Origin of the sequence: Providencia sp. PROV236 (assembly GCF_033676985.1) — a bacterium.
GTDB classification, from domain to species: domain Bacteria; phylum Pseudomonadota; class Gammaproteobacteria; order Enterobacterales; family Enterobacteriaceae; genus Providencia; species Providencia manganoxydans.
Genome location: NZ_CP096297.1, coordinates 3,617,355 through 3,635,602 on the forward strand (window position 1 = coordinate 3,617,355; position 18,248 = coordinate 3,635,602).

Here is an 18,248-nt window from a genome sequence, read left to right on the forward strand (position 1 = left end):
CTGCATCTCGAATTATTTAGAATATAGCAATTAATATTTTTGATTATTTTGTTTTACTATTTTATAGACCATTAATTAATTCAGGAATGCGCCCTCCATATTGATTAATTAAATCTAAATTATGTTTATCTGAATCAGGAATATTACCACTTAAAAATATGGGTAAACTGCACTGTTCCTCACTCAGATTAAATATCACTTCCGCAAATATTCCTTGTACAAGAAAAATACCTAGCATAGACGAAATCGGCGAAAACGGAGGTTCCTGCTCACTGGCTTTTAATACTGCATCACCGATAGGAACATTATTATCAATAACCTGATCGGCACAATCACGTAAATGTTGACCTGATATATGCTTAGACTGAAAAGTGTCAGCGTATACAGAGCTAGTAATGGCAACGGTATAAGCGCCATGCTGCCGGCCCCACTGTGCGACATCAATTGGCACAGGATTGATCCCCGATGTTGAAATAACAATTAATGCATCTTTTTCAGTAATTTTATAATCAACTAAATAAGGTAAAATATAATTATTTTGTTTTTCTAATTTAGATGAGCGAGCAGCGCCTTCATGAAGCATTAATGGCTCAATTAAAATTGGTCTAACAGGTGCTAACCCACCCGCCCGATAAAATACATCTTCACCAAAAATATGTGAGTGTCCACAACCAAAGAAATAAATAATACCACCTTGACGGATAACATCAGCAAGTTTATTGGCTACTTGATTTATATTTTGTTGTTGGTCTTCAGCTAAAAATGTCAGTTTATCTTTTACAATATTTAAATAGTTATTAATATGACTCATTACCAATATCCTTTCCAACTCGGGTTATATAATCGATAGAGTGCTTCCATATAATAGTAATCGCCCCATAAATTACATTCATTTATCCCTTTATTATGGCTATATGCATAAACACCATGTTTTAATAAACCTTCACAATCTTTATCATGGCTTGCTGATGCAAATTGTTTTACTGCATTTAATAATTGGCTTGCTAATACTGTGTAATTTTTATGTGGAAAGAAGCGTTGTGCTTCAAGTAATCCACAAACCACGATAACTAATGCTGATGTATCCCTTGATTGCTGATCTGCCACAGTAAAACTGAGATCCCAATAAGGAATGGCATCTTCAGGTAAATGAGCAAAAAAATAATCACAGATACGCTCATATAACGATCCATCGGGCCAAATGCTGCCGATGCGCCAATTTAGCGGTAAACCAAGGATCGCCCACGCTTGCCCTCTGGCCCAACAAGAACTATCACTGAAGCCCTGAAAGGTGCGGCCGTGTGACGGTAATTTAGTTTCAGGGTCAAAATAGTAAGTGTGATGGCTAGAGTAGTTATCACGAAAAATATTCTGAACCACATGATTAAAATGCCGTTTAGCTGCCTGTTGATATTTATCATCACCACTTATCTGACTCGCAGTAAACAGCAAAGGTAAGTTAATCAGTGAATCAATAATCAAACGATACTCTTGCTCTTCATTCATCTTTCCCCATGCTTGAATAAAACCAGCATCTTGGTGAAAGCGAGCCAATAAGACGTCAGCAGCAGCAACAATCATCGCATCAACATCACTATTGCCCATGATTTCCTTATAAGCGCCAGCAGATAAACTGTATAAAAAACCGATATCATGGTGATCAAGGATAAAATGGTTTGTTAATCGCTGTTCAAAGCTGGCAATATTACGACGAACACCATTCAGAAAATCATCATCTAGCGTGAATTCATAAGCAATGGCTTGCATCCCTGTCCAAAAACCATTCGTCCAATCATCATTACCTTTAATTCGATATTGATTATTTTGAGCACATGCAGAAGGGAATTGTTCGGCAAATTTTCCCATATTCTGTTTTAGCTTTTTACACAGCAAACTCAGCTCATCAGCAATTTCTTCTTGAGTTAATGGTGCAGGCAAATGATGTATAAATGGGTAATCAGACATTAATCGCTCCTAGATTGTAAATATCCGCTCACGATACTCAGTTAATAACCTTTGGTTATATTCTTTACCGCCCGGTTGATTAATGCTTCTCATCACAGGTGGCTCAATGCCGTCCAGCAAGAGAATATCAATGCACTTGATCACAATACTATTAACAATATAAGCATTAGTCATCGACGAGACCGGCCCTGTCATGATTTTTCCGTTATCAATATTTATCGTGCAATCCCCTTTTGGGCTATGATTATCAATCACCACATCGGCAACGCCATTAATACCCGCTAAGTTTGCATCAACAGGATCTACCGATGAAATACCACTGGAAATCACTATCAGATCATTACCTTTATCTTTAATATTTTTTGCTAACTCAATATGTAACGGCTTAGTCCCTGAATTAGAAACCATCACAAAACAATCATTGGGGCGAATATCAATTAAATTAGCAAAAACATCGCCAGTACCAGCCACTGAATCTAACCATCCCATGTGGCCATAGAATTGTTCAATAGCACGTGTATTAACTAGGCCACCTGCTCTACCTGCAAGCTCCACCGCCGCCGCAAAAGAGTGCCCCGATCCAAAGCCGTAAATAACTCCTTTTTGACGAACACATTGTGCAAAAATTTCTGCCGCTTTAGCGATAGTGTTTTGCTGAGTTAAATACACGCGTTCAAGCGTATTAATCACACTTTCATAATACTTTTTTTGATTATCGCTCATAAAACAACCTTACATCCCTTTAAGAAAAGTACTGATATCCGTATCAGGCTCTTCAGGGGTCATTTGTGCTGTCACACTCACCCCTCTTTCTAATAGCTCACGAATAATCTCCAATTCGCTATCACTAATACTGACTGAGCGCTTAATTTGTTTTCTATCATCCTTGTTCGACATATTACCGATATTTAGCTGTTTAACCGCTAAGCCACTATTTAACATCTGCAAAGCAATCTCAGGTGTTTTAACTAAAATTAGCACCTTTTGGTTTTCATAATTACCTTGGCTAATATTATTAAATGCCGTTTCACGAGCAAGAATCGACGTATTACATCCATCTGGTGCCGCACTGCGTAACATCATTTTCTCAATATCGTTGGCTGCAACCGCATCATCAATGATCATAATACGATTTGCATTAAAGTGACTGACCCAACGAGTCGCAACTTGCCCATGAATTAAGCGGTCATCAACGCGAATATGTACAATACCTTTCATAACAGCATCCTAATTAACTAAGAATATTAAGGTTATAACCAACCACACCAATAAACATTAAAATAAATATCACTCGCGTAGAGTTCATTCTTTTAAGACCGAGTAACCAATAAGTTAATAAAACAACGAGTAATGGCACTAATCCCGGCATTAATTGATTGGCGACATCCTGTAGCTTTAATGAAATTTCACCATAATGGAATTCAAAACCTAACTTAGCTTTTACTACCGAAGGTATTAATGCCCCAATAACAGTTAACCCTAATATATTGGCTGCACGAGTAATTTTATTTAAACTATTGGTTAGAGAGCCTAATAGGTTTAATCCTTCTTGGTAACCTTTACCAATGCTATAGCGCATAAACAGTAAACGAATAAAGAAGAACATCACCCATAGTAATAATCCTGCTGGGTTGCCCTGTAATGCCATGTAAGAAGCTATCGAACCGATAATCGTTGTTGGTATGACAAAGAATAACGTATCACCAATACCCGCCAGTGGACCCATTAAACCAGTTTTGACACCGACAATCGCATCTTTACTTTCTAAGCCTTTCTTTTCTTCTAATGCGAGGTCTACACCCAAAATTGCTGGTGCCATCGTATTATTAGTATTGAAAAACTGACTGTGTACTTTTGCTGCTTGTTTTAATTCTTCGGGATCTTTATATTTTTCTTTTAAGAAAGGATAGATACTGTACAAATAGCCCAAACCCTGCATTTTTTCATAGTTCCAGCCACATTGCCCAAATAAAAACCAGCGCCAGAATACTTTTTTAATTGATTTATTCATCACCCATATCCCCACTTGTTTTTTGAGCTAGCTGAGCTTTTTGATTGTCTGCATTAAAGATATAAATCGCGACAGCTAAACCGATTATTGCCGCACCTAAGATAGGTACTGATAAATAGGCGGCTAAGAAGAATCCAAGTATCAGGAATGATATATTTTTCTTAATTGGCAAGTAACGCATCAATATCGCAATACCTAATGCAGGTAACATACCTCCCGAGACTTTTAATCCATTCATAATGGACTCTGGAACATGCTGTACAACATTATTCACAAATGCGGAACCAAGAACTAATGCAAGGAATACCGGTATCATGCGAGATAGAGAAATCGGTAACTGCCCAACTAAGTTCATTCTTGATGCCAGTTTGATATTACCGCGTTCAATCAACGAATCGGCTTTATGGTGAATAAAGGTATTAGTAAAACGCGCTAAAATATCCAATTGCACCATCAATAAGCCAATAGGTACTGCAATAGTTGCACCGAACTCAGCGCCTTCGCCACTCATGATAGCGAAAGTGGTGCCTAGCACCGCCCCAGTCATATAATCAGGTATAGATGCACCGCCAAAGTTACCTACACCCAAAACCAACAAGTTTAATGTGCCGCCAATAAATAAACCTGTTGTGACATCCCCCATAATTAGGCCAGCAAAGAAACCCGCCATACTTGGCTTAACTAAACCTAATGTTGTATTGTTTCCATCGTAGATTGCAAAACCAGAATAAAGTGTTAAAAGAATAATTTGCCAAAACTGAATATGTTCCATTTAATTATTCCTCTTGTTCACTACATTGTTTATCCCATGTTTTTTTATTCATTTGAAATAGGCCTTCTTTTGCTGTTAAAAGAATTTGTTTCTGAGATTCTTCTTTTAATACTTCCTCATCAGCCATAATAATTTCTAGAATTAAATTTAAATTCATCCCTGTAAATAAATGCGTATAGTCCCATAAATCATTACTAGCAATTATTGATAATGCACAGTTGTAAGGGGTACCATTCTTTAAATCAGAAACAATAATTAGATTATTTTTATCTTTTATTAATTGATTAATTTTTATGTTAAGTTCGTCTTTAAATATCTCAATGCCTTTCTCACCGGTTAATTCGTGATAATCGACATTATCTTGTTCTCCTAATATCAGTTCGACAGCTTTTTTAGTTCCACTTGCGTATCCTTCATGAGAAATCAGTAGAATACTTGTCATAAATATTCCTTCTAGGTATTTCTTATTTCAATGTGAAATGTATCAATTGTTTTATAAGTTTCAACATATTCAATAACCTCTTTATCATTATTTAAGGTCAAACGTCTCATTAATACCACAGGGGTATCTTCGGCTAATTGCAAATAATCACTAAACTGTTGTGGTATCACCTTTGTAATATCAATAGTTTGTGTAAAAGGCATTGAATACATATCTAAGTTATTACTGTCTCTTAATAATTCATACAGAGACTGATAAGAACCGCTTTTTAAAAGACTTTCATCTTTAATATAAGAAGAGCAAATATGTGAAACTTGAATAGCAAATGGTTTTTTATTGTTATAACGTGCTCTCACAATTTTATAATACTGCCCATCTTGTTGAATTTTTAACTTATCTAAAATTTCAGTTTCATTTTCTAACGTGCAAGAAACCATTTTAATCGATTGAATACCCACTAACTGATTATCGGTTTCAGAAAAAATAATTCTCTCATTACGTTTTGCTTTAGAAACAAAAGATCCTTTTCCTTGATAACGAACAATATACTCTTCATTTACCAGCTCTTGAATCGCACGTAAAATTGTCGCTGTACTCACGCCATAACGGCTTTTTAATTCTGATTCACTATAGAATTTTTGCCCTGGTTTAAACAAACCCGAATTTATCTCTTCTAGTAACTCATCTTTGATTAGTTGGTACTTAGCACGGTGCATTTAGAAATCTCTTATTAACTTTTCAATGTGATCAGCATTAGTTTATGAGTTTCATCATACAACAATGTTTTTTGCAGTAAACCCTAAAAGCCAACTTAACCGGTTAACCGGTTAAGTATTTATTTAAAACAATAACTCGATCACAAATTTTCCTTGTTCAAAGCTATCAAAGGCAGATTTTTATCGAAAAAAGAGCAAAAAAGTCAGAAAGGGAGCAGAGAAGTGAATGATGTAATTAAGTTATAGTTGGCTAGTTTCATACGAAATAAAACCTAACCAACTAATAAATAAACTATTTTTTGACTATTGGCGTTTCATGCAAATAAGTCCAGAAACATTGCTCGTCTTGTATTCGAATACAAACCGTAGAAGTTCGTAGCAATCGAGAATCATCTAACTCATGTAATTCACGATACTGTAACCAACAATATTCACCAACTTCCAAAATAGGTTCGATATTGTCAGGGGTGATCTTCAAAGAAGGCTTAGCTCCAATATTATTACTGAACAATGCATTTACCTGCGCCAATCCTATACAATCACCGCCATAGTAACCATTTTAAAGTTGCTATCGAAGCTCTCTAATAGCTTATTTAGATCATCAGGCTTATGACCCGTAAAAACATTTTCAATTAACTCATGCAACTCGATAACACTTTGAACTGCTTTATTCATATTACTCATGCGCTTTTCTCTCTAAGAATAAAAATTAACGACAACAAACTCAGTATTGCTGCAATAAAAAAGGTGTACTGATAACGAAGTAAATCACTCTGTGCACTCACTAGACTGAAAATGGAAATCAGCACTACGGTGCCGACACTAAAAGCGACTTGCCGATTGATATTCCATAACACACTGCCCTGCAATAAATCTTTACCCGAAAAATCCAACAATGAACTAATCTGCGCGGTATTAGCGGCTATTCCACCACCTGCTCCCATTAGTAAATAAGCAATAACCAGTTGAATAAGATCAGTACGGCTAGAGACAGTAAATAACAGCGCTATCCCTATACTATGTAGTAATATTCCAATGAAAAATAAACGCTTTTTACCAATATGATGATATAAATAACCACCACTCACCATAGAAACTAATGCGCCAGCCGCATATAGCAACATGAACATACCTGTCTGGCCTGCATTAAAATGCAAATTAGTTTGCAAGTTAAAAATATTGAGTAAATTAACTCCAGTAAATACCCCCGGAACCGCGTAATAGACAATAAAAGCATTACGTAAATTACTATTGCGCAATAGCTGAAAGTTTAAAATGGGCGCTGCACATTTCTGCGCATACTTAATATAAAAAGCAAAGATAATTGCGGAGAAAAATAGACTTCCTATAGCTAGCGATAAGTTGTGATAATCGTTATAAAGAGAAAATGATAACAATAACAACAGCAAGCTGACAGTCACTAGCAGTAAACCGAATACATCTGGTTTTTCCCTTCGCTGTCGTTCACTATTATTAATCCATAACCACGCCAAAGCCGCAGCGAGTAATGAAAAAGGCAAATTCGCATAAAACACCCAACGCCAAGATAGGCTATCAATGATCATTCCACCTAGCGCAGGTGAAAACGCAGGGGCTATCAACGCAACTGTCATAATCATAGTGGAAATACGATGACGTTCTTTATTTGGAAATAAGGCAAAAACTAACGCCTGACCCACAGGGATCAATAATCCTCCAGATATCCCTTGAATAAACCGCCAAAAAATCAAACTATAAATCGAATAACTCAAACCACACAATAAAGCGCTGATTGAGAATAACAGCATAGAAAAACATAATAGCTTTTGATTACCAAACCGCCCTGCTAGCCATAAACTAATAGGCATAATTAATACTAAACCTAAAATATAACTATTTGCTACCCAAGCAACCATTGATTGACTGGTTGAAAATACTTGAGCAATATCAGGCAATGCAATTGCTGACATAAAAATGTTTATACAATCAATAAAGAACCCTAACAAAAATATTGTCGCAATTTTATATCGATAAGACATAACAACCTCCGGCGACAAAGAGTAGTGTTAGCCCCTTCCTTTGTCGATGCAAGAGGATTAAACTCATTGTTTAATAAAAACAAACAATCATTGTAATTATGCAGAAAAATCTCAAGCAAATAGCGACATTCCTTCAAGTGGTTGATTCCGGATCATTTACCAAAGCAGCGGATATATTAGGGCTCAGCCGTTCCATGGTAAGCATTGATATCAAGCAGCTCGAAAGTCAATTAAATGTCAGTTTATTGACCCGTAATACGCGGAATATCGCGCTTACAGAAGCAGGAAAGCATTTTTATGATGACTTCAAACGCATTCAATTAAATATCGAGGAAGCCTTTGAAAGAAGTCAAAACTTAGGCAGCAGTGTGACAGGGTTATTACGTTTTTCATCAACCAATGAATTTGGGCAGCGTTATATTTTACCTTTGCTACCTGAGTTTTGCCGCCTTTACCCAAAACTACGATTACAATACAGTTTTAACTCTTCATTAGATGATTTAGTGACAGAAAAATTAGACCTAGCAATACGTTTAGGTAACTTAAAAAGTTCTTCACTGAAAACGCGAAAAATAGGTGAATACTCCATCTATATTGTTGCATCACCACAATTTATCAAAAGATATCCAATCAACCATATTGCGGATTTAGCCCAAGTACCTTGGATTACACACTCGTTATTAAATTGGCAAGATACTCAATATGTTTTGCAAGATCAGCAAGGTGAAAAACAAACACTCCCCATCATTAAAAGCCAATATGAATCCAATTCTGCGGCGGTTATCCATCAAATGACAATCGCATCATTAGGGTTAGCTATTTGCCCTTCGTGGTTGGTCGATGAAGATATTCAATCAGGCCGTTTGCTCAGAATATTACCGGAGTACAATCTCCCCACACAAAATATACAATTACTTTATCCAAGTACCATTGCACTGGCTGCAAAAACACGTGCATTTATTGATTATTTAGTGGAAAGATTTACTTTGTAAAAAAGCCGTGTTGTATACAACACGGCACAGACTGTTGACAAACATATCATATTTGGCGGCAGTCGTTAGGGGGTTTTGAAATAAACGAGGAAAATCAATTTATTGATTTTCGGCTGATAACACGAAGCGGGAAAAACCACGCTTTTATCCCGCTTCGTCAGCAACCTCAGCCATGTTGTATACAACACGGCATTAAATCAGAGGGATATCCAAAACACTCCATCAGTTTTAATCGCAGTAAACTGCCGTAGGAATTCCTGCAAATTTTGCTCTGGCTCTAAAGCTACAAAAGTCTGCGGGTGCATAAACTTGGCCATTGCCTCAATTGCAAAAATATTCATCGGATTATTATAGAAATTGTGATAAATCGCCATAACATGTTTATCTTTTACCGCTGTCAGCGATGAAATTCCTTGGCGCTCGACTAATTTAGCTAATTGCTTTTTAGCAACGGTTGCATCTGCCCCATAACCTAACTTAACTGCGGTTGAGCGGCGATTAAAATTCTGCCAATCTGCTCCGGTTAACAAATAAAAGTCAGGATTTAAGCTAATAATATTTTCAATCGAGCTTTCGGCGCCTTTTGCAGGGAAACTGTCTTCAACAAGATTTTTACCACCCGCAAGGCTAGCAAGCACGCCAAAACCAGAACGTCCATAAAGTTGGCAGCAACTATCAGTAAATAAACCGGCATTTGCCTCAATTAATACTGATGGATAAGGTTGTTTCAACTGCCCTTCAATTGCTGCTAATTTTTCTTGATACAATTTTGCAAAATTGTTTGCACGCTCCTGAGTCCCTAATAGCTCACCTAATAACACAATACTTTTTGGCGTGTTATTGGCGATATCCATACGGAAATCAATAAAAATAACTTTGATCCCAGCCGCCTCTAATTGTGGCATAAATTGGCTGTCGCGCATCGCGGCATAATTAGATTTATGCATTAATACTACTTCAGGCGCTAGCTCAAGTAGCTTTTCAATTTGAATGCCAGTTTCGCGCGTTTTTCTTAATGTCGGTATTTTTGCTAATTCAGGAAGCGCTGAAAAATAAGCCTGTTTTAGATCCGGCGCATATTGTTCTAAGGAATCACTCCAACCGATAATACGTGATACCCCCTCTTGCCCTGCCGCAATATCGACTGACAAAACATCTCGTCCATCAATCAAAAATAATTTATCGACGGGAAGCTCTAGGCTTACCTTGCGGCCTTGCAAATCCGTAACGACTGTTGGTGTTTTAGCTGATGCAATCATACTGGCTAAACATAGTAGCCCAGTTAATAGCCATTTCATTGGACAACCTCATTAAGTAAAAATGAGCCATCAATGATTAAGATGACTCATCTAACATTCAACTTAAAACGTCACACTATAATTAAGCGCAAATGTTCTGCCTCGACCTTTATAGGTATACAAGTCTGCCGCACCATAATTAGGACTATATAACTTAGGTGCACGCTGCCCCCAAATTGTGGTGTAGTCTTCATCCAGTAAGTTTTCAACTGCAAAGCTGACCTTGCCAACTGGTAATAAATAACTGCCTAAGAAATCCACGGTATTATAACCATCGAGTTTATTACCATCGGCATCAGACATATTGAAGGTTTGCTGACTTTGTAAACGCAGTGACCAGTCGTTAGGATCCCAGCCAACATATGCCGTGACTTTTGATGGACTAGCAAATTTGACACTCCATTTTTCCCATTTGCCATCGACTTTAGTTTCTGATTTTTGCAGATTAAAGTTACTACCCACACTCCAATCGCTATCATCAAAGAAATAATCAACCGCTCCTTCCACACCATAAATACGACGTTTATCTGACTTCATATAAATCGTCATATCTGTGCTATTAATGTCATAACTTCTATCTGATAATGAATAATAAGCAGCAATTTGTGTACGCAAGTTTTCATCGGTATAACGCCACCCTAGTTCATAAGAGTCAACTTTAATACCTTTCACTTTAGTGTCGTTAATATTCACACTATTTTCTAATGCCAAATGCCCATTCGCATCAGCTGTTGGCGCATATTTCCCTGTGCCATAATATTTAGCGATATCAGGGATTTCGAAACCTTGAGAGAAATTAAACCATGTTTGCTGATCTTCCGTTAAATTAACTAATAGACCTGCGTTAAATAATAAGTTGTTATAATCGGTGTTACCACCCGGTACTGCATCAGCAGATTTAATTTTACCTTCAGCAATTTGCTGTTGTTGTGCATACCCAACAAAGCTATCAACTTTGTTTTCAGTATATTGGTAACGCACTCCACCGCTTAAGGTGAATATTGGATTAATATCGTAACTACTCTGTAAAAAAGCAGCCATATTGGTTGTGGTATAACTTGGATAACGCCCAACTTGATAGGCTTTTTTCAAATCCATGCCGCCTGATTCTTTTGCTTTATCTAAGTTAAAGAACATTTGGTTAGCACGAAATTGTTCGTGTTCAGCGTCAGCACCATAAGTCAGCGTCAAATTATCGACAGGCTCACTATTAAACGTCAGCTTAGTACCATAGAAATTGGTTTTTTGATCGGAAGCACTAATACTGGTCACATCCTTTGCTTTATTTAAAGTAGGAAATGGATAAAACTTTTGTGATTCGTCCCGATAATAAACTTGAGCAACAAAATCTTGCCCCCAAAGATCGCCATTTGAATATTGTAAATTCAACATATGGCGCTCAGTACCGGGTAAACGATCTGAGTTTAATTTACTACTATTGTAAGCTTCGCCTTGGCCTTTCACCGCCGCAAAATCTTTACCTAAATAAAGGCCATGTTTTCCATCGGACTCACTTTTATAATATTGAACCGTGGCTTGTAACTGCTGATTATCATCAATATTAATAACCCCTGCGCCCATTACATCCAAGCGATCAGAAAACTGTAGACCCGTTTGTGTATTATCAATATTAATTGCCTTGCCTTTACCATCATACCAACCGCCATAACGTTGATAGGCAACAGATAAACGACCGTGGGCGTTTTCATTACCACCACTCATTGCCGCAGCAACATTTTCATCATGATCTTTGCCATTATTAAAACCAGTTTTACCGCCAATTTGCAGATCAACTTGTTTCTCTTCTTGGCCTTTTTTGGTGACAATATTAATTAATCCACCGCTGCTACCTCCGCCATATAGAGAAGTCGCCCCAGAAATAACCTCAATGTGATTAATATTAAACGGATCAATAGAATCTAATTGGCGACTATCACTGCGCGAAGAATTTAAACGTACGCCATCCACCATCACAATCATTGAGCGCCCACGCATATTCATGCCGTAATTAGTACGACCTTGGCCACTGACACTCATACCGGGGATCAGCTGTGACAGAATATCTTTTAACTCTTTGCCACCTTCAGCTTGCTGTTCAATTTCAGCGTTATCTATTACCCATGTCGTTTGCGCCATTTCAGACACACTGCGGTAAGAGCGAGTTGCTGATACAGTCATTTCATCTTGTTTGTTTTCTGCTGCGAATGTAACTGGTGCAATAAATGAAGCAAGGCACGGAGAGAGTACCCAAAGATGCTTAATTTTCATTAATCTAAGATCCTAATATGTCGTTATGTTTTTAGTAAGTCAGCCACTTAACAATATAGAGGCTAATCTTAACTGATAATACACATACAATTAAGAACTATTATCATTGTTATAAAAATTTTCAGGGCAAATACGTAAAAATTGCCATAGAAAAATCGATGGTTAATGAGTGAATAGAAAAAATAGTGGGCGGGATGATGTGAAAAGTAAGCTCATTGGAGTTTGCTCAATCATCAAAGATAGATGACTGATCATAACTGCTCCTGTTAAAAACCCTATTTGACACTTAATATCTGGTGTTTGCTTTTGATTATAGTAAAAGCAAACACCTAATTAATAAGGCTTTAATCAGTGAAATTTAGCTTATTTCTTTGATGCTAAATAATCTTGCAGAGTCCCTTCTGGATTCTTCTTACAGAATTCAACAATTTGAGGTGCTTCAGCAACACTTTGCTCAGTCAGAGCAACGTAATCACCCCCTTTAAATTGAGTCTCGGCATTCGTGATCCATAACGCAACTGGCGCCCAGCTTTGTGGGTTGAGGTTAATATACTCTTGGCAAGTCATCTTCTCAGGCGTAACCACGTTTGAATCGGCAGCCATCGCATTAACAGAAAATGCTGCCATTGCAGCCAAAATGCTAGAGATAACAATCTTTTTCATTATAGACCCTCTATAGTGTATTAATCGTGCATAACTTTACCCATCATATTTCAAATTACAGTGTTATTAGTAAGCTGTACCTCGAATTATTCAGAGTATATGTAGCTATGTTTATTTTTATCACAAACTCACCAAACTTTATATAGTCTTATTTTGATAATCAAAATAAAGCAAGTTAAATGTTTAATGACATAATAAGAAGTATAATACCTGAATAACAACAATAATAAACACATCAATATAAATAATGCTTTAAAGTTTTAGTAATCAAATATAGATTATTATTAATATACTCACCGAGGATTCATTCGTTTAATGCATTCACTTTTACTTTTAAAAATAAAAATCGATTAATTACTCATTAAAGTTTTATTAATTTAATTAATGATATTAATCTTTTCGATCTAATGATTGTCCAAAATGTCCAGACAGTTTACTTAGTGATCGAATAGATGAAATAGCGACGTCTTTATTTGGATCTTTGCATAAATCAATTAACCTCACAACCGCTTCTTGTTGTTCGATTGTCGCTTTATAATCCCCTAATGCTGAGATCGCTGCAATCTTGACATCATCGTTGCCTCGAAAGGTTAATCCAATGAGTGTACTTATGATTTGTTTTTCCATGGTTCAACTCGTTATAACAAGAAGAAATTAAGTATAATTAATTATTTTAAATCAAATAACCCATTACATCTCACTTTATTATGAAGCCAATTGAGTAGCTAATGATGTCTTTACACATTTAGAGAATATTTTTGACATATTACAAAAAAACGTTTTATTTAGATTTTTATGATTATCACTCCTATAATAAATTATTAAATACTATTAATAATAATATAATTCTAGGGGCAGTCCTAGTAAGGTTTAAATTTTACTTTTAACTATCTGTTTTAGCATAGTTAATTGTTGTTTTGTATGAGGTGTGTTAAATCGCCCCTCACATTCCTTTAGATGCAGCTCAAAATGAGCCTTCCGAATACCGTTAAATTTACGCATATGACGCTTCGCTTGGTTCCAAAAATTCTCACTACCATTGATATGATTTTGCCGCTCCTTTTTGTCGACAAATTGGGTGCTGTGATTAATCCTGTAATGCTTAAAATCGCTCACATCCAGTACATCATAACTGGAAAAATTATCTGTGTAGACGATGCTGTCAGGGTAAATTTTTGACTCAATCATTGGCAGTAATGTCCGTGATTTAGCATCAGGTATGACCTGAGTATAAACCTTGCCACCACTCTTGAGAAGACCGAAGATAGGCACTTTTCCAGCTGCCCCTCTACCACGCTGACCTTTGCGACGACCACCAAAATAGCTTTCACCCTGTTCAATCTCGCCATCAAACCAAGTGTGCTTATCAACGTGCTCAGCTATCAGCACTCTGAGCCGATGAAAATAGTAAGCAGCTGTATTTCTGTGGACACCAACCAATTCTGCGGCAATACGGGCCGTGGAGCCTGCAATAAATAGCTTAAGTAACCGTTCTTGTTTGTACTGACTGAGTCTGCTTTTTCTTATGGAGCTATCCTAGATGATCTTAGTTATCTAGGACTGCCCCTAAATTAATATAATGAGTATTTACATCTTTTTCCGTATCATTAATTTTTAAATAAACAGAACTAGAGAAATTACTTAAACTACAATCTAATTCATGCAATATAACAAAAAGTATATCTACATTTATATTGCATACACCTCTTTCATATCGATATATTTGTTTCTGTGAGACATTTGATTTTTTAGCTAACTGCTTTCCTGTTAAGCCTTTTTTTCCTTAAGCGAAAAATTTCTTTTCGTACTGCTGCCATAAAAATACTTTTTGACACTTCTTGTTCCACTATCATATTAGGCTCCTAATTCCTGATACAACCAACTTTATTTATTAAAGCCTGCTTGTACAAAATTATTTCCTGCCTTGCTTGGTTCGAATTAAATTTACTTCACTCGCGTCCCCCCCCCCAAAAAAAAAAAAAAAAAAAAATAAATAAATAAAGTAATATTCCTCAAGCAGTTACCTCCACAGATTAAATATTCAAAATAAGTGTATACCTACATGGGGAAACACATTAATGCTGTCAAAAAAACATTCAAATTAAGAACACACAAATAAGAATGGATTCATAACCCAAATAAATCAAAAAAAGAATAAAAAATAGGTTTTTAATTCTTATATTCATAGAAATTCAGATTTTAAGTATTAGCACCTAATCGTTTTTACATAGATAAATATTATTCAATTCTATCATTAAAAAACGCAATAAAATCAAATTATTGTATTAAGATATGATTTTTTTGCAATATCCATAAATCCATAATATTATTTAAATAAATATAATTATTCAGGATTATGAAAGATAGAAATTTTATTTTTTAATTTATATTCTGATACAGTTGAATTTAATTGATACTTATTATACCCCATAGAAAAAACACATCATTAAATGAAGATCATCTAACAAATCTTCGAGAGTTTATTATGAATGGAGTTATTTACCATACTATTTATGCCTTAGTATTTTTCTCAACATTACCACTTTCTTCGTTATCACAAGAAAACCTAAATCAGCTGCCTGGGCTATTAAAGTTTGCTAATGACTATGAAGAAAAAAAGCAAGGTATGGAAAACAATTAGCCTTATAATAGCAACCTAAGTAGCATTCAGTTACCACAATTGAAATTAAAAATGCTTAATCGACAAATACAAGCATTAACCATCAATGAGCGTCAGTATAAAATTCGTTTACAACAACAAGAAAGATAGCTTCTACAAGTAAAATTAAATAAGATTAATAATGATCTATTGTTTTTATTGAATATGAAGAACATACAGCAAAAATTAAAGCAGCAAGAAGAGATAAAACAGCAAGTCGAGGATGCACTAAAAAAATTAAATAGTGAAAATCTTAATTTGAATAACAATATTAAATTATTGAGTCAATGTACTGAAGAGTCAGAACAAGCACAAAAATGGTTTATGCTCTCAGCCGAGCAAGGTAACACATATGCACAATATAATCTTGGTTGGTTAATGCAAAAAGGAGAAGTTGAAAACGCATCCCCCTATGCGGCTCGATATTATTTTGAACTCGCATGTAAAGGAGGTTTAGAGAAAGCCTGCTTTGCACTCGAAAACCAATCTCCTTCTAATTTTTAACTTCTATCTATAAGTGAGTTCTACTTAGGGCTCACTAGCTCAGCTGTTATTTCCATAGTCAACAAATCGTCGTTTAAAAACAAAAAACCATCTGATTTTCGTTCTTAAGAATGATAGTCACTTTAGGTAATTTAGCTCTAAAATCATCAATGCATGTTAACTTTTTATTAACATATATTACTGGCAATACTTATTATATTGACGAGGTGCCAAAATGAACGAATCGCTGCACACACAAGAAGTCAATGATATTCCCCAAAAAATTGTTCTAAAATCTTCGCTGAATTTATTGTTAGCAATTATTATTTTTGCAGCGATTGCTCCAGGCATTTTAATGACAGCGCCTGCTGTTGCCAGTCAGCTGGCCTCCCAATGGCAGCTCTCTGCTGATAAAATCGGTTATCTATTCTCCGCGGAATTAGGCGCCATGAGCTTTGCGACTATCCCTGCTTGGTATTGGATCAACCGTATTAACTGGCAAAGAATTGCGGTGTTATCAATTATTGTTTTTATTATTGGTAATTTGATTTCTGCATTTACAACCACTTATGCGGCGCTATTTATTTTTCGTATCATCGCATCTCTAGCTGGCGGTACTTTAATGATCATCTGTCTTTCTTGCGCAGGGAAAACCGAAAACCCAAGTCGCATGTATGCTTTTTGGGTACTAGGACAATTAATATTAGGTACTCTTGGGCTACTTGCGCTACCACCATTATTTGAACAGTTTGGCTTGCGTATTGTTTACTTTATTTTAGCGGCTTTGATGATTGTATCCTTTCCTTTAATTAAAGCATTTCCAGATCAAGTAGTTAAAAAGGAGCAACCGCAAAATGCAGCTATGGTCAATACTAAAAATAACGTTGCTAATAAGACAATGGCGATCATCGCTATCTTAGTTTTCTATATCTGTCTTAGCCAAGTTTGGACCTTTATTGGTCTATTTGGTGAAAAAAGTGGCTTAAGCGCCGAAGAAAATGGTCGAGTTTTAGCTATTGCGACCGTATTGGGGATCATTGGTTCAATGATAGCAGCAGCTATCGCCAGTAAGTTTAAAACCAATAAATTAGTTTTTTTAGGTTATGGATTATTAATTGCCAGCATTTTATTGTTACTCGATTCCCCTGTAGTTACTCGCTTTATCATTGCCGCATTTTTGTTTAAATTCACTTGGACCTTTGTCTTACCTTTTATTATGGCAACGGTTTCTCAATTAGATACTAGTGGTAGGTTAATGAATAACATCAATCTAGTTATTGGTGGAGGGATGGCGCTCGGCCCTGCAATTGGTGGATATATCTTAGTCAACTCTACAAATATGGTCGTCTTTATTAGTTTTGCGTTGCTATGCTCTATATGCTCTGCGATATTAGTCGCATGCTTTTTAAAAAGAATTAACTAGCCACTAAAAATCTCTAATAAAACATTAGCCATTTCTTATCGTGGCTAGTGTTTTTGTATCTATTAATGGCAATCTGCTTGATGATGAAAACTAAATATCCCAAGGAGTGGGTATGGTAATACAGAAGAAATTGACCATGATCACGAATCATTCAATTGGATATAGCACTCGCATTAACAACCATAAAAACCGAAAGTAGCACATTGATATTATTAATTTTTTTAATGATACCACAATGTTTCCCTAGATAGTAAGAAATAAAAACCCTATTTTTTATAGTCATAAAAATGAAGCAGTTCCAATTCCTTAATAATTAATCAAACGTTTAATTCTAATCTAGATTAAGTGAAGAAAAATAAAGTTTTATTTGCTCTAACTTATCCAAACTACAACTTAAAACTTGAGTAATATCGTATTTTTTCACAATGTCAGTTTCATGATAGAAATAAAAGCATTAGTATTCCAAAAATCATAAATCTGCCGCAAAAAAGATATTTTTCCACCCCCATCACAGTAAAAGTAATAGATTAACAATAAA

Annotated in this window: 21 protein-coding genes; 4 read left to right on the forward strand and 17 right to left on the reverse strand. The window is 35.8% G+C overall.

Annotation, left to right across the window (positions count from 1 at the left end; translation table 11 throughout):
• Positions 1-61: 61 nt before the first annotated feature.
• The 11 genes from M1E96_RS16615 to M1E96_RS16665 form a co-directional block, all read right to left on the reverse strand.
• Complete coding sequence (locus tag M1E96_RS16615; protein WP_319067403.1) at positions 62-811, reverse strand: SIS domain-containing protein; 750 nt, start codon at positions 809-811, stop codon at positions 62-64.
• Complete coding sequence (locus M1E96_RS16620; protein ID WP_319067404.1) at positions 811-1,965, reverse strand: glycoside hydrolase family 88 protein; 1,155 nt, start codon at positions 1,963-1,965, stop codon at positions 811-813. Before M1E96_RS16620 ends, M1E96_RS16615 begins: the two co-directional genes overlap by 1 nt.
• Positions 1,966-1,974: 9 nt before the next feature.
• Positions 1,975-2,688, reverse strand: coding sequence for a sugar isomerase domain-containing protein (locus M1E96_RS16625; protein ID WP_318706361.1), 714 nt, complete (start codon positions 2,686-2,688; stop codon positions 1,975-1,977).
• A 9-nt stretch (positions 2,689-2,697) separates the two neighbouring features.
• Positions 2,698-3,183 carry a PTS sugar transporter subunit IIB gene (locus M1E96_RS16630; protein WP_070928876.1) on the reverse strand — a complete coding sequence of 162 codons (486 nt, stop codon included), beginning with the start codon at positions 3,181-3,183 and terminating at the stop codon, positions 2,698-2,700.
• 13 nt (positions 3,184-3,196) lie between these two features.
• Complete coding sequence (locus M1E96_RS16635; protein ID WP_070928877.1) at positions 3,197-3,976, reverse strand: PTS system mannose/fructose/sorbose family transporter subunit IID; 780 nt, start codon at positions 3,974-3,976, stop codon at positions 3,197-3,199.
• Positions 3,969-4,748, reverse strand: a complete 780-nt coding sequence (locus M1E96_RS16640; RefSeq protein WP_070928878.1) for a PTS sugar transporter subunit IIC — start codon at positions 4,746-4,748, stop codon at positions 3,969-3,971. Before M1E96_RS16640 ends, M1E96_RS16635 begins: the two co-directional genes overlap by 8 nt.
• A 4-nt stretch (positions 4,749-4,752) precedes the next feature.
• The gene (locus M1E96_RS16645; protein WP_140180377.1) at positions 4,753-5,190 is read right to left on the reverse strand and encodes a PTS sugar transporter subunit IIA; all 438 of its coding nucleotides are present in this window, start codon (positions 5,188-5,190) and stop codon (positions 4,753-4,755) included.
• 11 nt (positions 5,191-5,201) lie between these two features.
• Positions 5,202-5,906, reverse strand: coding sequence for a GntR family transcriptional regulator (locus M1E96_RS16650; protein WP_140185850.1), 705 nt, complete (start codon positions 5,904-5,906; stop codon positions 5,202-5,204).
• 292 nt (positions 5,907-6,198) lie between these two features.
• Positions 6,199-6,417 carry a hypothetical protein gene (locus M1E96_RS16655; protein WP_369427213.1) on the reverse strand — a complete coding sequence of 73 codons (219 nt, stop codon included), beginning with the start codon at positions 6,415-6,417 and terminating at the stop codon, positions 6,199-6,201.
• Between the two features lie 20 nt (positions 6,418-6,437).
• A complete protein-coding gene (locus M1E96_RS16660; RefSeq protein WP_369427214.1) occupies positions 6,438-6,590 on the reverse strand; it encodes a hypothetical protein in 153 nt (50 codons plus the stop codon).
• Positions 6,587-7,924, reverse strand: a complete 1,338-nt coding sequence (locus M1E96_RS16665; RefSeq protein ID WP_272580693.1) for an MFS transporter — start codon at positions 7,922-7,924, stop codon at positions 6,587-6,589. The genes M1E96_RS16660 and M1E96_RS16665 overlap by 4 nt, the downstream gene beginning before the upstream one ends.
• 98 nt (positions 7,925-8,022) lie before the next feature.
• Between M1E96_RS16665 and M1E96_RS16670 the strand changes: the two genes are divergently transcribed.
• On the forward strand, positions 8,023-8,916 hold the full coding sequence (locus M1E96_RS16670) for a LysR family transcriptional regulator (protein ID WP_337979559.1): 894 nt from the start codon (positions 8,023-8,025) through the stop codon (positions 8,914-8,916).
• Between the two features lie 197 nt (positions 8,917-9,113).
• Here M1E96_RS16670 and M1E96_RS16675 read toward each other — a convergent pair whose 3' ends face one another.
• The 6 genes from M1E96_RS16675 to M1E96_RS16700 all read right to left on the reverse strand — a co-directional run bounded on the left by M1E96_RS16675 (position 9,114) and on the right by M1E96_RS16700 (position 14,868).
• Positions 9,114-10,214, reverse strand: coding sequence for an ABC transporter substrate-binding protein (locus M1E96_RS16675; protein ID WP_369427215.1), 1,101 nt, complete (start codon positions 10,212-10,214; stop codon positions 9,114-9,116).
• A 63-nt stretch (positions 10,215-10,277) separates the two neighbouring features.
• Complete coding sequence (locus tag M1E96_RS16680) at positions 10,278-12,482, reverse strand: TonB-dependent siderophore receptor (protein ID WP_369427216.1); 2,205 nt, start codon at positions 12,480-12,482, stop codon at positions 10,278-10,280.
• Between the two features lie 363 nt (positions 12,483-12,845).
• Positions 12,846-13,145: an HdeA/HdeB family chaperone gene (locus M1E96_RS16685; RefSeq protein WP_272580695.1), complete on the reverse strand. Its 300-nt coding sequence runs from the start codon at positions 13,143-13,145 to the stop codon at positions 12,846-12,848.
• A 390-nt stretch (positions 13,146-13,535) separates the two neighbouring features.
• Complete coding sequence (locus tag M1E96_RS16690; RefSeq protein ID WP_272580696.1) at positions 13,536-13,772, reverse strand: HEAT repeat domain-containing protein; 237 nt, start codon at positions 13,770-13,772, stop codon at positions 13,536-13,538.
• Between the two features lie 243 nt (positions 13,773-14,015).
• Positions 14,016-14,672, reverse strand: a complete 657-nt coding sequence (locus M1E96_RS16695; RefSeq protein WP_272580743.1) for an IS1595 family transposase — start codon at positions 14,670-14,672, stop codon at positions 14,016-14,018.
• A gap of 19 nt (positions 14,673-14,691) precedes the next feature.
• The gene (locus M1E96_RS16700) at positions 14,692-14,868 is read right to left on the reverse strand and encodes a hypothetical protein (protein WP_319067466.1); all 177 of its coding nucleotides are present in this window, start codon (positions 14,866-14,868) and stop codon (positions 14,692-14,694) included.
• Between the two features lie 762 nt (positions 14,869-15,630).
• On the opposite strand from M1E96_RS16700, the gene M1E96_RS16705 reads away from it, so the two are divergent.
• The 3 genes from M1E96_RS16705 (at position 15,631) to M1E96_RS16715 (ending at position 17,710) form a co-directional block, all read left to right on the forward strand.
• Entirely contained in the window at positions 15,631-15,786 is a 156-nt protein-coding gene (locus M1E96_RS16705) for a hypothetical protein (protein WP_319067406.1), read from the forward strand.
• A gap of 183 nt (positions 15,787-15,969) precedes the next feature.
• On the forward strand, positions 15,970-16,308 hold the full coding sequence (locus M1E96_RS16710) for a hypothetical protein (protein ID WP_319067407.1): 339 nt from the start codon (positions 15,970-15,972) through the stop codon (positions 16,306-16,308).
• Positions 16,309-16,522: 214 nt separating this feature from the next.
• On the forward strand, positions 16,523-17,710 hold the full coding sequence (locus tag M1E96_RS16715; RefSeq protein ID WP_140180887.1) for an MFS transporter: 1,188 nt from the start codon (positions 16,523-16,525) through the stop codon (positions 17,708-17,710).
• Positions 17,711-18,248 lie beyond the last annotated feature (538 nt).

Bases quoted from the DNA above. Each gene is read 5' to 3' on its own strand.
- M1E96_RS16710 (WP_319067407.1), top strand. From the start codon at position 15,970: ATGAAGAACATACAGCAAAAATTAAAGCAGCAAGAAGAGATAAAACAG.
- M1E96_RS16690 (WP_272580696.1), bottom strand. From the start codon at position 13,772: ATGGAAAAACAAATCATAAGTACACTCATTGGATTAACCTTTCGAGGC.
- M1E96_RS16685 (WP_272580695.1), bottom strand. From the start codon at position 13,145: ATGAAAAAGATTGTTATCTCTAGCATTTTGGCTGCAATGGCAGCATTT.
- M1E96_RS16640 (WP_070928878.1), bottom strand. From the start codon at position 4,748: ATGGAACATATTCAGTTTTGGCAAATTATTCTTTTAACACTTTATTCT.
- M1E96_RS16715 (WP_140180887.1), top strand. From the start codon at position 16,523: ATGAACGAATCGCTGCACACACAAGAAGTCAATGATATTCCCCAAAAA.
- M1E96_RS16705 (WP_319067406.1), top strand. From the start codon at position 15,631: ATGAATGGAGTTATTTACCATACTATTTATGCCTTAGTATTTTTCTCA.
- M1E96_RS16625 (WP_318706361.1), bottom strand. From the start codon at position 2,688: ATGAGCGATAATCAAAAAAAGTATTATGAAAGTGTGATTAATACGCTT.
- M1E96_RS16615 (WP_319067403.1), bottom strand. From the start codon at position 811: ATGAGTCATATTAATAACTATTTAAATATTGTAAAAGATAAACTGACA.
- M1E96_RS16660 (WP_369427214.1), bottom strand. From the start codon at position 6,590: ATGAGTAATATGAATAAAGCAGTTCAAAGTGTTATCGAGTTGCATGAG.
- M1E96_RS16665 (WP_272580693.1), bottom strand. From the start codon at position 7,924: ATGTCTTATCGATATAAAATTGCGACAATATTTTTGTTAGGGTTCTTT.
- M1E96_RS16635 (WP_070928877.1), bottom strand. From the start codon at position 3,976: ATGAATAAATCAATTAAAAAAGTATTCTGGCGCTGGTTTTTATTTGGG.
- M1E96_RS16670 (WP_337979559.1), top strand. From the start codon at position 8,023: ATGCAGAAAAATCTCAAGCAAATAGCGACATTCCTTCAAGTGGTTGAT.
- M1E96_RS16620 (WP_319067404.1), bottom strand. From the start codon at position 1,965: ATGTCTGATTACCCATTTATACATCATTTGCCTGCACCATTAACTCAA.
- M1E96_RS16650 (WP_140185850.1), bottom strand. From the start codon at position 5,906: ATGCACCGTGCTAAGTACCAACTAATCAAAGATGAGTTACTAGAAGAG.
- M1E96_RS16645 (WP_140180377.1), bottom strand. From the start codon at position 5,190: ATGACAAGTATTCTACTGATTTCTCATGAAGGATACGCAAGTGGAACT.
- M1E96_RS16680 (WP_369427216.1), bottom strand. From the start codon at position 12,482: ATGAAAATTAAGCATCTTTGGGTACTCTCTCCGTGCCTTGCTTCATTT.
- M1E96_RS16675 (WP_369427215.1), bottom strand. From the start codon at position 10,214: ATGAAATGGCTATTAACTGGGCTACTATGTTTAGCCAGTATGATTGCA.
- M1E96_RS16630 (WP_070928876.1), bottom strand. From the start codon at position 3,183: ATGAAAGGTATTGTACATATTCGCGTTGATGACCGCTTAATTCATGGG.